The organism is Sulfitobacter sp. HI0040, from assembly GCF_001634885.1.
GTDB lineage: Bacteria > Pseudomonadota > Alphaproteobacteria > Rhodobacterales > Rhodobacteraceae > Sulfitobacter.
In genome coordinates this window covers 23,097-37,971 of record NZ_LWEX01000379.1, presented here as the reverse complement: position 1 = coordinate 37,971, position 14,875 = coordinate 23,097, and the positions used below count along the sequence as shown (strand labels likewise).

Genomic DNA, 14,875 nt, shown 5'->3' with positions numbered 1-14,875 from the left:
CTGCTGGCGGCGGGAATCACCAGCGCCGCCGCGCGAGAGTTCCGCAACCTGCGGGAACTGGCGATTGCGGCGCAGGAACTGGAGATGTTCGAAACCGACCCCGCCTATCTGCGCGACCTTTGGCTGGGCGAGGCGCGCGCCCTGCTGGCGGGCGGGCAGGCGGATGGTGCGGTTGACCTGCTTATGAGCGTGGGCCTTGAGACAGGGGAAAGCGACGCCGAGGCCGAGCGGCTGCTCGTCTCGGCCCTCTCGCGGGCGGGCCGGACGGAGGAGTTGGCGGCCCTGCGCGCCCGGGCGCTTGACGCAAGGCTCGCACGCAGCCGGGCCGAGGCGCTCTACGACAAGCGGAAGTGGGCGGCGGCGCATGATGCCTTTATGGAGTTGTGGGCGCGCTATCCAAGTGATTTCGCCTTTCCGGACGCCACGCGGCTGACCCTTGCGGCGCATGAGATCGGCGCCGCCGATACCCTGGAGCGACTTGCAGGCACCTTTCCCCTGCTGTCGGACATGTCCGGCTGGCGGGACATCGCCCTGCGCCTGTCGCCCGAGGTGGAGCCGCCCGAAACGCTGACGTCGGAGGCGATGCGCAGCAGCATGTCGGATGCCGACCGGGCGCTCGACACCGTTCTGGAACTGACCGGAGCAGGCGCCGTGAGTGACAAAAATGACAAAGACCTTAATTGAATCATGATTAGAACAAGATTAAGCGCGCATTTATTATTCTTGTATGCGTATGAATAGTACAAGATGAAGAGGAGTAATCCATGAGTATCGGCAACGCCCTTCAAGTGGGAATCAGCGGCCTGCAGGCCAATTCGTCCAAGGTCAGCGTGATTTCGAGCAACATCGCCAACGCCAATACCGTAGGCTACCGGCGGAGCTTTTCCGATTTCGTCACCCATAACACGGGCGACCAGCAGGCCGGTGTGGTCAGCACGACGCGGTCGGACATCGACGACACGGGGATCCTGCAGACCACGGGCCGCAACACGGACTTCGCGATTCAGGGCGATGGTTTCTTTGTCGTCTCGCGCAATCCGAACGATCCGGTCGAATCCAACTACTTCATGACGCGCGCGGGATCCTTCGCGCCCGACCAGAATGGCAACCTGCGCAATTCCGCGGGCTATTACCTCAGCGGGTTTCCGACCGCCGTCGACGGCAACGTGGGCAATGTGAACCGCACGGGCTTTGGCGATCTGGAAACCGTGAATATCGCGGACTACCAGATCCCCGGCTCCCCCAGCACGCTGGTCAATGTGTCGGGAAATGTGCCGTCGCAGGAAACCGGGCAAGCCACCCCCGGCGCGCCTTTCGTTTCCACCCTGCGCTATGTGAACCAGCTTGGCGGGCAGGCGGAGATGAACCTGTCCTGGCAGCCTACGGCGACGCCAAATGAATGGTCCCTGACCATAACGGATGCCGACGGAACCAACTACGGCAGTGCGACGGTCGCCTTCAACGACAGTGGCCCCAACGCGGGCAGCCCGGCGAGCTATACCTCAACCGGCCTGCCGATCGATCCGGCCACCGGGGTCGTGACACTGTCCATCGCCAATGGGGGAACGCCCCAGCCGCTGGAAATCAACCTCGGCGCGCCGGGCAGCTTTGCCGGGATGACCCAATTTTCCGGTGACTACGCAGCGCCCCGCTTTGAAGATAATGGTGCCCAGACCGGTAGCCTGATCCGGGCGGAGATGAGCGAGGCTGGCGTGCTCTACGGTGTCTTCGACAATGGCCAGCGCCGCCCGCTGTTCGAAATCCCCATCGCGCAGGTCGCGAACCCCAACGAGATGGGGTCGATCGATGGCAACGCCTATGTCTCGACGCTCGCCTCCGGGCCGGTGAACCTCAACTCCGCCACGTCGAACGGGCTGGGCCGGGTGGTCAGCGGCGCGTTGGAGCAGTCCAACGTCGATATCGCGAAGGAACTGACCGACCTGATCCAGACCCAGCGGGCCTATGCGTCCAACGCCAAGATCATCACGACCAGCGACGAAATGCTGGACGAGACCCTGCGCATCAAGCGCTGATAGGGGGAACCCGCTGAATGAGCATCTCGGCCGCCTTCAACGTCTCACGCAGCGGACTGCGCGCGACCGAAGAGCGTGCAACGATGGTGGCCGGCAACATCGCCAATGCGAGCACCCCCGGCTACGCCCGGCGCGATGCCGCCCAGACGAGCGGCACGCCGGCGGGGCAGGGCAGCACGGTGGAGGTGCGCATCGCCCGGCAGGTTGACGACCGGCTGGCGGCCATGACCCGGCGCGCCGGGGCGGAGGCCGCGGGTGCTACGGTGACAGGCGAGGTGCTGAACGGCTATCTCGGGACCCTCGGCAATCCGGGGGATGAGATTTCGCCCGCAGCACGGGTCGCCGAATTCCAGACAAGCCTCGATCTGCTGGTCAATGCGCCCAACAGCGCCGGGGTCCAGCGCGGCGTTCTGCTGAATGCAGAATCGCTGGTCAAGTCGCTTAACACCGCTTCGCAGTCGCTCACCACCGCGACGGCGGATGCGGCGGAAGAATTCGGACGTACCGTTGGGACGGTCAACGCCGCGCTATCGGGGATCGCCCAACTCAACGATCAGATACAGCTCGAAGTCCCCGGAACGCAGGGAGAGGCGGACCTGCGCGACCGTATCGGGCGCGCGCTCGACGATCTCGGCCGGCAGATGCAGTTCGACACGAGGTGGGAAAGCGACGGGACGCTGACGCTCCATACCACCGGGGGGGCGGAGCTTGTGCGCGGCTCCGACGCCGCAGCGATCACTTTCGACCCGCAGACCGGCGCCCTGCAGACCGGCAATATCGACATCACCCCGGGCGTGCCCGGGGCGCGGGGATTTTCCGAAGGCCGGCTGGCCGAGCTCAGCACGTTGCTGTCGGACACGCTGCCCCAGATGGGCCAGCAGCTGGACGAATTGGCCCGCGTTCTTGTGCAGAGTTTCGAGGCTGCCGATGCCTCCATCGGGCCGGGGCAGGCGGGGCTTTTCACCGATGCGGGGGCCGCGTTCGACCCGGCGCAGGCCGTGGGGCTGGCCGGGCGCATCAGCATCAACGACGCGGTCCGCCCGGAGGCGGGCGGGGGCTTGTGGCGTCTGCGCGACGGCATGGGCGCGGCCACCCCCGGTGACGCGGGTGCCACGGCACAGATCGGGGCCTTTATCGATGCGCTTTCCGCGCCGCAGGGCTTTGCGCCCGGGGCCGGGCTGGGCACGAACCGGACGATCGGCGACTACGCCGCCACGCTGGTAGGGGCGCATCAGAACATACGGGTCAGTGCCGAGGCCCGCGCCGAAGGCGGTGCCGTGAAGCTCGCCACCTTTGAGGACAGCCGTGCCGGTATCGAAGGCGTCAACATCGACACCGAACTGCAGAAATTGCTGGAGATCGAACAGGCCTATGGCGCCAATTCGCAGGTTCTGACGAGCCTGACCAGCATGATAGACACGCTTCTGGACGCGGTGTGAGGCAGCGATGAGCGAAATATCCCGCACCGTTTCCACCGCATTGCAGAGCCTGCGCCAGCGCGAACACGCCAGCCGTTTGGCTGGCCAGATTGCCGATACCGCCAGCGAAGTGACCACCGGGCTGAAATCCCGCCCCTACGAGGCACTGGGCCACAAATCCGCGGACGCCATCGCGATCCGCATGCAGATCACCCGCAACGACGGCTTCATCGAATCCAACAAGTTGCTGGCGCAGCGCTTTGCCGGGCTGGAAAGCGCGCTTGGCGGTATTCGCGACGCGGGTCAGGACGTGCTGGAACAGCTGGTCTTCAGCGAGGCCAACGGGGGGTCGCCGTCGCGCAACCTGTCGCAGATCGCCCAGGCCGCAATCGATACGATCACAGCCCGCGCCGCCTACAAGGATACCTCCGGATTCGCGATGTCGGGGACGAAGAGCGACCTGATCCCGCTTCAGCCCTGGGACGAAGTGAACCCCGAGACGGGGCTTTCGCCCAAAGGCATCATTCAGGGAACTGTCGGCCCCACGATCACGAGCGCCGCCGACGCGCAGGCCAAGATCGACGAGTTGAAGACGATGTACGACAGTGCGCTCGTCGCCAACCCGAACCGCAATTTCGAAGCGAGCTTCTATCGCGGCGCCCATGAGCTGGACGCAGGCGGTCAGCCCAATCCCTTCGTCGAGGTGCAGATTTCACCGACCGAAAAGATCAGCCAGCCCGCGCAGGCGAACAATCCGGCCATGCGAGACCTTTTGCGGGGCCTTGCCATGCTGGCGGAGGTTGACGTGTCGGCCATCGCGGATCCCGATGCACGGGCACTCTGGATGGAAGAGGCGCGTTCAGCCATCGCCGGAGGATTGTCAGGGGTCACCGACCTTGAGACGGGTGCCGGTGTCACGCGTGGGCGGCTGGCCGATACGCTCAACACGCAGCAGGTGCGGGCCGAACTGCTCGCCTCCGAACAACTCGCGCTGGAAGGGGCGGATCAATACGATGCCGCCGGCCGACTCACGCAACTGCAGACGCAGCTCGAATCGAGCTACGCGGTGACGGCGCGGCTGTCGCGCATGTCGTTCCTGAATTACCTGTGAGGGCCCGGGCGATGATCGGCAGACTGATAACACTCATCCTGAACACCGCCCTGCTGGGTGGAATGCTCCTGATCGCCACATCGGCGGCGGCGCAGGTCCGGATCAAGGATATCGTGACGATCGAGGGCGTCAGGTCCAACCAGCTGGTGGGCTACGGTCTGGTCGTCGGACTGAACGGCACCGGGGATTCGCTGCGCAACGCGCCTTTCACGGAAAGTGCCATCGAGGGGATGCTGGAACGTCTGGGCATCGGCAATCTGACCGAAGACCAGATGCGTACGACCAATACGGCCGCCGTGATGGTCACGGCGGCGTTGCCGCCTTTCGCCCGCGCGGGCAGCACCATCGATGTTGTCGTATCCTCGCTGGGCGATGCCACGTCGCTGCGGGGCGGCACGCTGATCATCACGCCGCTGTCCGCGGCGGACGGGGAGATTTACGCGGTGGCGCAAGGCCCCATCGCCGTTGCGGGCTATGCGGCGCAGGGGCTCAACGCCTCCATCGTGGAGGGGGTGCCGACCGGCGCGCGGATCGAGAATGGCGCGATTGTCGAGCGTGAGGTGGACTTCGCCTTTGGTGAACTTGACCGGGTGCTGCTGGCATTGCGCAATCCCGATTTCACCACAGCGCGGCGCGTCGAATCCGCGATCAACAACGCGTTGGGGGGCGGCGTGGCGCAGGCGCTCGATTCGCGGACCATCGCGGTGGAGGAACTGGGCAAGGCATCGCTCATCGATCTGATGGCGGAGATCGGGCCGCTGATGGTGGAGCCGGATCAGATCGCCCGCGTGGTGATCGACGCCCGTTCCGGCACCATCGTGATCGGGGCCGACGTACGGATCGACCGCGTGGCGGTGAGCCAGGGCGGGCTGACGGTGACCGTCCGGGATGATTTCAACGTGAGCCAGCCGCAGGAGCTTTCCATCGGTGGCACCACGGTGATCGTGCCCGATACCTCCGTTTCGGTGGAGGAGCGGGACGCGAAATTCGCCGTGATCGACGGGTCGGTCAGCCTGCAGCGTCTGGTGGACGGGCTGAACGCCATCGGTGTCGGCGCGACGGAGACCATTTCGATCCTTCAGGCCATCAAGGCCGCCGGCGCGCTGCACGCCGATCTCGTGATCATATAGAGGAGCGACCGGATGGAGATCCCCCCTCTTTCGATGACACGGCCCGCCGCCGGTACAGTGCCCGGCACGCAGGCACAGACGCAGGTGAGCGCCGCCCGTGACTCGGCCAAGGAGTTCGAGGCGATGTTCCTCGGCCAGATGGTGGACGAGATGCTTTCGACCGTCGAGATCGGCAATTTCGGCGGTGGCCATGCAGAAGAGACTTGGCGCAGCTTCCTGTCCGACGCCATCGGACGCAGCATTGCCGACCAGGGCTCCACCGGGATCGCCGACGGGATCGAAACGGCGATCCTGCGGTATCAGACGGGGCGCGAAAGATGACCACAGAGCGCGAGGCACTGGCCACCATCGAGGCCCTTGAACGCATCCTGCACAAGGAGATCGCCGCGCTTGAAGCGGGCGATTTCGCGGTGCTGGTCGATTACGAAAGCGAAAAGGCCCGGCTGGGCGCGGAACTGGAACAGAAACTGGCTCGGAATCCCCAGGCCGTCGAAGCCGAGCGCTTGCGTGCATTGAAAGGATTGATTCTGCGCGACGCGCAGCATCTGGAGCAGGCGCAGAGCGCCACATCCGAGATCATCGCCGAGGTGCGCCATATCCGCGGACGCCATGGAATGGCGGGCGTTTATGGCCGTTCCGGCATGAAACGTGACATTATGGCTACAGGTTCAGTAGCCGTCGACAAGACCATCTGATGCCATATTCCTGACAGAATCATGCATCAAACCACAAACCAAGCGGATAATTCCGCAGTTGTCAGAATGACGACATGGATTACTAAGAATAGTACTGGAACTACACATGTCTTCTATCCTCACAAACAGCTCCGCAATGAATGCTCTCTCCACACTGCGGAGCGTAAACAGCAACCTGTCCGAGACACAGAACCGCATCTCCACAGGCATGAAGGTCAATTCGGCCAAGGACAACGCGTCCTACTTCTCGATCTCGACCACGATGAATTCTGAAAGCGGCATGAATAAATCTGTGCGGGAGGGGCTGACTTTGGCAAAGAACTCCGTTTCCACCGCACGTCTGGGTGCCGAGACGATGAAGGATCTGGCCCAGAAGTTCGTCGATCGTCTGAGCTTTTCGCAGAACGACGGCGTCGACAAGGCGCAAGTGCAAAAGGAACTCGATTCTCTTGTCGAGCAGATGAACACGACCATTGCGCAGTCGTCGTTCAACGGCGAAAACCTGATTGGCGGCCCCGCCGTCGCTGCCGCCGCCTACACCGCGCCGACCGACGGTAGCGTCAATATGGCCTCGGTCGAAACCGCGGTGACAGTGACCTCGGGCATCACCCGCAACTCTGACGGTACACTTTCGACCACCTCCATCAACATGAATGAACTAGACTTGGCTTCCGTCGCGCTGGCCTTCGGCGGCGTGGACGTTACCACCGAAACGGTAACGATGGAAGACGACCTTAAGAATGCCGACAACTTCCTGAAAGTTGTCATTAATTCCGCAACTCAGCTCGGTATCGCTGAAAAGGCTATCGAAACTCAACAGGACTTCTTGAGTGAGCTGACCGACAAGCTGGACGCCGGGGTTGGATCGATGGTTGACGCCGACATGGAGCAGGAGGCCGCGCGCCTTCAGTCGCTTCAGGTTCAGCAGCAGCTCGCGACCCAGTCCCTTTCTATCGCTAACCAGGCGCCGCAGAACATCCTGAGCCTGTTCCGTTAATGATTAAATTGAGATCATAAATATTACCTTCCGGCCCCTGATCATCTGATCCGGGGCCGGAAGTCTACCCTCAGGACGGACAAGACCTTGCGGTTGTCAGAACGACGACTTTGAAATCCACTAGAAAAGTATGGAGAAACTACCATGTCCTCAATCCTCACCAATACATCGGCGATGGGCGCGCTTTCGACATTGCGCGGCATCAACGAGCAGCTCGGCGAGACACAGAACCGCATTTCCACCGGTCTGAAGGTCTCCTCCGCCAAGGACAACGCGTCCTATTATTCCATTTCCACGACGATGAATTCCGAAAGCGGCATGAACAAAGCCGTCAACGAGGGTCTGACCCTTGCGAAGAATTCCGTGTCGACCGCCCGCCTGGGTGCGGAAACGCTCGTCGATCTTGCGCAGGAATTCGTTGACCGTCTGGCCTTTGCCCAGACCGAAGGCGTGAATCAGGCTGACATTCAAAAGGAACTGACCGCCCTTGCCGCGCAGATGCAGACAGCGATCGAGCAGTCCTCCTTCAACGGCGAAAACCTGATTTCCGCAACTGGCGCTGGCCCGAAGGAAGTCGTTTCCGGCGTCAGCCGCAGCGGAACGATGTTGAACACGACTACGATTGATTTCACCACCACCGACCTCGAAGCGGAACAGGCCAAATTTGCGGCGATCCTGATCGATGAGAGCACCACACCGACAGCGCTGGAAACCGCATTGCGCAACGCCGAAAGCTACCTGACCACGGTGACGGGTGCGGCGACGGATCTGGGTATTGCCGAGCGTTCCATCGAGACGCAGCAGAACTTTCTGAGCGAGCTGACGGACAAGCTGGATGCCGGTGTCGGGTCGATGATCGACGCGGACATGGAAGAAGAGGCCGCCCGCCTGCAGTCGCTTCAGGTGCAGCAGCAGCTTGCCACGCAGTCGCTGTCGATCGCCAATCAGGCGCCGCAGAATATCTTGAGCCTCTTCCAGTAAGGCCGACGCCTCGCTCCTGAGCAGGGGAGCGGGACGGATAAAGAACATAACAAGGAGAAAATCCTATGGGCTTGGCAGCATACAAGAAGACCATCAGGGAAAGCGAATCCCCGCGTCAGATCGAGCGGCGCATCCTGTCGCGCGTGACGCATGAGCTTCAGACCTATGTCGCGGATTTCGACAAGAGCGAGTCCCGGTTCGAGCGGCAGCAGATCCTTGCGGGCGGTTTGCGCGATACGCTGGTTGAGAACCAGCGCATCTGGGCGGCCCTGCGCAGCGACCTGGCGGAGCCGGGCAACACGATCCCCGACAGCCTGAAGGCATCGCTCATTTCCATCGCCATGTGGATCGACCGCCAGTGCAGCGCCGTCATCGCGGGGGAGGGCGGCCTCGCCGGTCTCGTGGAAATCAACAGCAACATCGTCGCCGGGCTTGCGGGCCGTGGCGCGACCGAAATGGCTCACGAAGGGGTCTGACATGTTAAAAATCACGCTCAGACCCCGCGAACGGGTCATCGTCAACGGCTGTGTCCTGCGCAACGGGGATCGGCGCCAATCCATCACCGTGGAAAATCGCGCCGACATCGTGCGCGAAAGCGATCTGCTGGACGCCAAGAAGAAGGCGACGCCGGTATCCAAGATCTATTTCCTGTTGCAGACGGCGCTCATCAATCCCAAGGCACGGGAGGAGATCGTACCCAAGATCCAGTCCGGGCTGGTGGGGCTGGCAACCTGTTTCGGCGCAGAGATGCGCGGGAAGGTGATGCAGGCCGCCAACCACGTCAGCATGGCGGATTACTACAAGGCCATGAGCGACCTGCGCCCCGTGCTGAAGTACGAGGGCGAGTTGATGTCGCTGAAACTGCCGGACCGCGGTGCCGCAGCAAAAGCCGCCCCGCCGGCGGCAGGGCAATCGGTGTCCGCATGATCCCCCTGGGCGGTCTGGGAACAGGTCTGGCTGTCAATCTCTATGACAGTACGCGCGATAAGCAGCTGGACCTGGTGGCGCGCAACGCGCTGAACGCGCGGCAGATCGCCGCCTTCAGCGAGCGTATCGGCCAGATCGGATCGCCCAAGGAACTGATCGCGGATACGGAGGTCTATACTTTCGTCATGCGGGCCTTCGACCTCGAAGCGCAGATCTTCGGCAAGGCGCTCATCCGCAAGACGCTGGAAAGTGACCGCTCGGATACCGCCGCGCTGGTGAACCGCCTGACCGATCCCAACATCCGCGAGATGCACATCGAGCTTGGCTTTGCGCCGGGCGGCGGGGGCAGCGCGAATTTCAGCGACCCCCAATGGCAGGCGGACATGATCGAGCGTTTCAAGGAACGCATATTGCTCAACACCGCGGCGGAGCAGAACACCGGCGCGGGGCTGGCGCTGGAATTCAAGGCCAAGGCCGGCGAGATCAACACATGGTTCGACGTCCTGAAGGACAAGGACATCGCCAAATTCATGCGCACCGCGCTCGGCCTGCCGAAAGAAGTCGTGCAGGTGGACATCGACCGGCAGGTCGAACTGTTCAAAGCGAAATTCGATATCGAAAAGCTGAAGGATCCGGCAGAGGTGGATCGCTTGGTGAAGCGGTTCTCGGCCGTTTACGACGCGCTCGAAGGGACGGCGACCGCCAACAATATCGCGGTCACTCTGATGCAGGGCGCGGTTTCTGCCGGGCAGGGGGGCGGGTTCAACATCATCACGCTCGATATTCCGTCCATCGTGCAGGGCGGATACAACCGCTACCGCTGACCGCGCATAGCGTCATTCGAAAATCTCGTCTTCTTCGTCGGTGTGCGAAGGTAACTGGATCAGACCTTGATCCGCCAGCACCTTGGCGTAATCCACCATCGTGGTCTGGGCGGCGTTCACATCGCGGCCCCGCACCGGGCCCGTGGCTTCCATTTCGTCCATCAGCATCTGGCGCGACCGCTGCGGCAGGCAGGACATCAGGTAATCGCGCAGCTCCTTCTTGGCCCCCCGCATGGCGAGCGGCAGGGTGTCGCCCTCCAGCCCCCGCATGACCTGCGCCAGATCCTGCGTCGACAGGCGGACAAGATCGTCGAAGACGAACATGCGCTGTTTGATCGCCTGAAAGGTTTCGGGGATGCGCTGGTCGAGGGTCTGTGAAAGCTGCTCAAAGGCCTGCACGTCGAGCTTGTTGAACATGTCGGCCATGCGCTGATGGGTCTCGGCAGCGCTGGTGTGGACCGTGTCGGACATGATGTCTTTTTTCAGCGTTTCCTCGATCTGGCGCATCATGTGGATGGGCACTGCTTCCATGCCGACCATGCGTTCGGCCACGTCGTACATCCGGTCGGTGCCCAGGAGGGGCAGCACCTTGGCCGCGACGGAGGTGTCGATATTGTTGAGTATCGCCGCTGCCGTCTGGTCGTGTTCGCCTTCGAGGTAGTTGGCGATCACCGACTCGTCGAGCGAGGCGAAGCGGCGCCAGGTTGCGCTCTGCCGGTTATTGCCGCGCACGGTGTTCAGCAGTTCGGTTACTTCCTCTTCCGGCATGAACTTGCGCAGCAGCGCCTCCGCCGCGGAAAGCGACCCGGTGACGGAGCCGGTGCCGGTGATCACGCTTTCGGTGAATTCCGACAGCACGTCCTCCACGATTTCCGCCGGGATCGGGCCAAGGCGGCTCATGGCGTGGGTGATGCGTTCGATCTCTGTCGTGGAAAGGCGCTTCATCAGGTCCGACCCGGCCTGTTCACCGAGGCAGAGAAAGGTGATCGCCGCCTTGGTCGGGCCGGTCATGGCCCGGACGGCGGCGCTGGGTTTACGGGCTGCGGTGGGTGAGTTGGGGCTAGGGGACATAGTGCTTTCCTTTGGACCGTATCATCCGCCCGCGAGCGGGACGTAACTTTCAATCAGGGAGCCGGCCAGCATGTACCAGCCGTCGATCAGAACGAAGAAGATCACCTTGAAAGGCAGCGAAATGAGGACGGGCGGCAGCATCATCATCCCCGCGCTCATCAGGACGGAGGCGACGATCAGGTCGATCGCAACGAAGGGCAGGTAGATCAAAAAGCCGATGGTAAAGGCCCGCCGCAGTTCGGAGATCATGAAAGCCGGGACCAGCTGGCGAAAATCGGCCTCCTCCGGGGTGGTGGGCAGGGGGGTGTCTTCGGTTTCCGTACCGTCGGAGGAGACATCGAGAAAGAGGGCATAGTCCCGCGGGCGGGTGTTGACGAACATGAAGGCGCGGAAGGGGGCCGCGATACGCTCCATCGCCTGTTCCTCCACCAGCGTGTTTTCAAGCAGGGGTACGACACCCCCTTCGTAGGCGTCCTCGAACACCGGTTGCATGACGAAGAAGGTCATGAACAGCGCCAGCGAGGTCAGCACGATATTGGGCGGGGTCTGGTTGAGCCCGAGCGCGGAGCGCAGCATCGACAACACGATGACGAAGCGGGTGAAGCTGGTCATCACCACCAGCAGCCCGGGCGCGATGGAAAGCACGGTGACCAGCGCGATGAACTGGACGATGCGGCCCGAAAGGCTCGCATTCTCGTCAGTGCCCGGTGCCGCCTCTCCGATCGCGTCTGAGATCGCGCCCAGAAAGCCGCCGTCCTGCGCGGCGGCCATACCGGCCCCCGCACAGAGCAAGAGCCCCGCAAGGCCCGGCAGGCGCAGGAAACGGCCTGCCTTTCTGAGGCTATCAGTCAGCCGCATGATCCTTGACGATCTGGGTCAGCGAGACGCCGAGCCGGTCCTCGCCCACCTTGACGAGATCGCCCCGCGCCACCAGCCGGTCGTTGACCATCAGGTCCACCGGCGCGCCGATCTTGCGGTTCAGCTCCACGATGGAGCCGCGGGTCAGTTCCAGCAGCCGTGAAATCGGCATCCGCGCATGGCCCAGCACGATCTGCACATCGAGGCCGACGTTGAGCATCGCGTTGATCCCGTTGCCCGCGTTTTCATCCCGCGTGGCCAGCGCATGGCGCGTTTCCTCGGTATCGAGTTGCGGAAAAACATTCCGCGCCACCGCCTCGGCGGCGGTGCGTTCGGATGCGGCGGGGGCCGCTGCCTCCTCGGTCCCCGTCTCTTCGGGGGTTTTCGCGGTATCGGCGGAGGCTTTCGCTTCCTTGTCCTGCGGATCAGACTTGTCCATGTCCACCTATCTCCTTCCGGGCGCCCTGCGCCTTTTCGCTGGTCTGCCGCAACTCGGCCAGCAGCCGGTTGCAGATCTGTTCGAACCCATAATCGAGCCGCCCGTGGTCCCATTCCATCCGGGCTTCGCCGTCATGCATCGTTTCGTCGGCGGCAAGGTCGAGCGCCCCGTCGCATTTGTAATAGGCCGCGCGCTGGCGCAATTCGTCTTCGAGCGCCGCCATCGTGGCGGGCGACAGCCGGATGCGGATGCGGATGGAGCCGATGGCCATCTTGAGTGACTGGCCCACCATCTTCTTCACCCGCACCTTCGAGAACCTGTCGATCAGTTCGGGAAAGACGACTTCGCAGGTCTGGAGCGTGAACCCCACCACCTGAGCGATCAGCGCGGCGCGATGTTCTTGGGCCGCGACCGCGAGGCGGGCGAGTTCCTTCGCCAGCATATCCGCCGTTTCGGCCTGTGCGGCCAGCGCCGTGTCCCGTGCTTCGTTGCGGCCGTCCTCCGCCCCGGCGAGATAGCCTGCGATACGCCCTTCCTCGCGGGCCTTCTTCACCTTGGCTTCAAGCTCATCCTTGGTGAAATGCTCGCCCTTGCGGGCCGCGCCCGGCGTGCAGTCTTCGCCCTCTTCATCGAGGTTGCGCAGGTTCAGCGAGGAGATCATTCGGTTTCCTTTTCCGCCAGCCAGTGGCCGAGCACGCGCAGCGCGTCATCGGCGTGGTTCTGCACCAGTTCCGCGACCGAGTGTATCTGACTGCGCCGCAACTGGCCGTCGACGGCGGCGAGTTGAACCATCTCGTGCGGGGCGTCTTCGTGATCCGCGAGCACGAGCGCCGAACCGGTGCTCCGCCCGACGGGAAGTTCCATGTGACGCGCATCGTTGCCCAGGGCCTTCTGCCCGGCCTGCGGGCCGGGTAGCATGGCGCGGCCCGCCTCTCCGCCCGCGATTTCGCCACCCGCGGCCCCGGCCCCGGCGAGCGCGGGGGTGTCCATCGGCGCGGGCAGTGCCGCGTCCAGCACCATGCGCAGGGGGCGCGCGCCCAGCATCAGGATGATCGCCAGCATGGCGAGGCCGAAGATCGCGCGCAGGATGGACATGGCGTTGTCGGCCAGCACGCCGCTCAGGGTACGGCCCACCGGGCCGCCCAGTTCAGCGTCGAAATCCTGAAAGCGCAGGCTGTCCACCTGGACCTGATCGCCGCGGCTTTCGTCAAAGCCGATCACGGTGCTGACAAGCTGGGTCAGGCGCCGCATCTCTTCTTCGGAGCGTTCGATATATCCTTCGGTGCCATCGGGCCGGGTGCCGTAGCTGCCGTTGACCAGAACCGCCACCGACACCCGTTCGATATCGCCCGGTTCGCGGATCAACTCGCTTTCGACCGATCCGATTTCGTAATTGATGATCTCGTCGTTTTCAGAGCGGGAGGAGGTGCCCGCCGCGCCGTCGCCTTCTTCGCGCAGGGCATCGGGGATGTTGTTGCCCGCGTCCACCGCGGCATTCGCGGGATCGGTTTCATTGGAGTTGCGCGCGCGTGTTTCGATGGAGCGGGCGACCTGCTGTTCGGGATCGAAACTGCGGGAGACGCGGATTTCGCGCTCCGTCGTCAGGTCCACGCTGACGCGGACGCGGCTGTTGCCGGGGCCCACGCGGGCGTTGAGGATCGCCTCCACCTTCTTGGCCATCTGTTCCTCGATGGCGGTGCGCTGGCCCTGAAGCGAGAAGTCGGAGCCGGTCGCATCCTCTTCGGCAAGGATCGTATCCCCGTTGGAGGACAACACCGTGACCTTTTGCGGTTCGAGATCGGCAACAGCGGAAGCGACGAGCGCGCGAACCGACTGCGCCTGCGCCCGTGACATGGATGTATTGGCCCGCGACCGAACGATGACGGAGGCGCTGGCCTCCGGGCGGACCCGCGAAAAGGCTTCCCGCTCGGGCAGGACAAGGTGCACGCGCGCGGATTCGATTCCGTTGATTGTCTGGATGGAGCGGGCCAGTTCACCTTCGAGCGCGCGCAGGCGGTTCACCTTCTGCATGAAGGTGTTCATCCCCATGCCGGACATGTCGTCGAAAAGCTCCCACCCGGGCACGCCTTCGCCGGGCAGACCGGCATCGGCCAGCGCCATGCGGGCGCGGGCCACGTCGCCCTCGGCCACGGAAATCGTGTCACCGGCGCGCGACAGTTCCACCGTCAGCCCGGCCTGTTCCAGCGTTTGCGTCATCTGCGACGCGGTGCCGGGGGACAGCTGGCTATAGACCGGCACGAAGGTCGGCGCGAAAATCGTCCGCGCGCCAATCAGGATGGCGCCGAGGATGAATAGCCCCACGCCGCCCAACATGGCGAGACGCCGCGGGCCCAATTGGCCGAGGTTGTCGAGGATCTGACGCACCTGTGT

17 protein-coding genes are annotated in these 14,875 nt (G+C 63.4%); 12 read left to right on the top strand and 5 right to left on the bottom strand.

Going from position 1 to position 14,875, the window contains the following annotated elements:
* The 12 genes from A3728_RS23235 to A3728_RS16065 form a co-directional block, all read left to right on the top strand.
* Window positions 1-684, top strand: a 684-nt coding sequence (locus tag A3728_RS23235) for a hypothetical protein (RefSeq protein WP_161489595.1), incomplete at its 5' end; no start/stop codon positions are given.
* 80 nt (window positions 685-764) lie between these two features.
* Window positions 765-2,033, top strand: coding sequence for a flagellar hook protein FlgE (locus A3728_RS16115; RefSeq protein WP_067925864.1), 1,269 nt, complete (start codon window positions 765-767; stop codon window positions 2,031-2,033).
* 17 nt (window positions 2,034-2,050) lie between these two features.
* Window positions 2,051-3,472 carry a flagellar hook-associated protein FlgK gene (gene flgK / locus A3728_RS16110; RefSeq protein ID WP_067925862.1) on the top strand — a complete coding sequence of 474 codons (1,422 nt, stop codon included), beginning with the start codon at window positions 2,051-2,053 and terminating at the stop codon, window positions 3,470-3,472.
* Between the two features lie 7 nt (window positions 3,473-3,479).
* Window positions 3,480-4,562 carry a flagellin gene (locus A3728_RS16105; protein ID WP_067925860.1) on the top strand — a complete coding sequence of 361 codons (1,083 nt, stop codon included), beginning with the start codon at window positions 3,480-3,482 and terminating at the stop codon, window positions 4,560-4,562.
* 62 nt (window positions 4,563-4,624) lie between these two features.
* The gene (locus tag A3728_RS16100) at window positions 4,625-5,692 is read left to right on the top strand and encodes a flagellar basal body P-ring protein FlgI (protein ID WP_150120846.1); all 1,068 of its coding nucleotides are present in this window, start codon (window positions 4,625-4,627) and stop codon (window positions 5,690-5,692) included.
* A gap of 12 nt (window positions 5,693-5,704) precedes the next feature.
* A complete protein-coding gene (locus A3728_RS16095) occupies window positions 5,705-6,013 on the top strand; it encodes a rod-binding protein (RefSeq protein ID WP_201722175.1) in 309 nt (102 codons plus the stop codon).
* On the top strand, window positions 6,010-6,387 hold the full coding sequence (locus tag A3728_RS16090; RefSeq protein ID WP_067925854.1) for a hypothetical protein: 378 nt from the start codon (window positions 6,010-6,012) through the stop codon (window positions 6,385-6,387). The genes A3728_RS16095 and A3728_RS16090 overlap by 4 nt, the downstream gene beginning before the upstream one ends.
* Before the next feature lie 106 nt (window positions 6,388-6,493).
* Window positions 6,494-7,384, top strand: coding sequence for a flagellin N-terminal helical domain-containing protein (locus A3728_RS16085; RefSeq protein WP_067925851.1), 891 nt, complete (start codon window positions 6,494-6,496; stop codon window positions 7,382-7,384).
* 144 nt (window positions 7,385-7,528) lie between these two features.
* Entirely contained in the window at window positions 7,529-8,365 is an 837-nt protein-coding gene (locus A3728_RS16080) for a flagellin N-terminal helical domain-containing protein (protein WP_067925848.1), read from the top strand.
* A gap of 65 nt (window positions 8,366-8,430) precedes the next feature.
* Complete coding sequence (locus tag A3728_RS16075) at window positions 8,431-8,841, top strand: flagellar biosynthesis regulator FlaF (RefSeq protein WP_067925845.1); 411 nt, start codon at window positions 8,431-8,433, stop codon at window positions 8,839-8,841.
* Window position 8,842: 1 nt separating this feature from the next.
* Window positions 8,843-9,292, top strand: a complete 450-nt coding sequence (locus A3728_RS16070; protein WP_067925842.1) for a flagellar biosynthesis repressor FlbT — start codon at window positions 8,843-8,845, stop codon at window positions 9,290-9,292.
* Window positions 9,289-10,116, top strand: a complete 828-nt coding sequence (locus tag A3728_RS16065) for a DUF1217 domain-containing protein (RefSeq protein WP_067925838.1) — start codon at window positions 9,289-9,291, stop codon at window positions 10,114-10,116. The genes A3728_RS16070 and A3728_RS16065 overlap by 4 nt, the downstream gene beginning before the upstream one ends.
* Window positions 10,117-10,128: 12 nt before the next feature.
* Here the strand turns inward: A3728_RS16065 and A3728_RS16060 are convergent, their stop codons facing one another.
* Genes A3728_RS16060 through fliF form a run of 5 tightly spaced genes read right to left on the bottom strand, consistent with a single transcriptional unit; the run spans window position 10,129 to window position 14,869 of the window.
* The gene (locus A3728_RS16060) at window positions 10,129-11,187 is read right to left on the bottom strand and encodes a flagellar motor switch protein FliG (protein WP_067925835.1); all 1,059 of its coding nucleotides are present in this window, start codon (window positions 11,185-11,187) and stop codon (window positions 10,129-10,131) included.
* A gap of 21 nt (window positions 11,188-11,208) precedes the next feature.
* Window positions 11,209-12,045, bottom strand: coding sequence for a flagellar type III secretion system pore protein FliP (fliP, locus tag A3728_RS16055; protein WP_067925832.1), 837 nt, complete (start codon window positions 12,043-12,045; stop codon window positions 11,209-11,211).
* Window positions 12,032-12,484 (bottom strand): FliM/FliN family flagellar motor switch protein, encoded by a 453-nt coding sequence (locus tag A3728_RS16050; protein WP_082851032.1) that lies wholly within the window; start codon window positions 12,482-12,484, stop codon window positions 12,032-12,034. Before A3728_RS16050 ends, fliP begins: the two co-directional genes overlap by 14 nt.
* Window positions 12,471-13,145, bottom strand: coding sequence for a FliH/SctL family protein (locus A3728_RS16045; protein WP_067925829.1), 675 nt, complete (start codon window positions 13,143-13,145; stop codon window positions 12,471-12,473). The genes A3728_RS16050 and A3728_RS16045 overlap by 14 nt, the downstream gene beginning before the upstream one ends.
* Window positions 13,142-14,869 carry a flagellar basal-body MS-ring/collar protein FliF gene (fliF, locus tag A3728_RS16040; RefSeq protein WP_067925827.1) on the bottom strand — a complete coding sequence of 576 codons (1,728 nt, stop codon included), beginning with the start codon at window positions 14,867-14,869 and terminating at the stop codon, window positions 13,142-13,144. The genes A3728_RS16045 and fliF overlap by 4 nt, the downstream gene beginning before the upstream one ends.
* Between the last annotated feature and the right edge of the window lie 6 nt (window positions 14,870-14,875).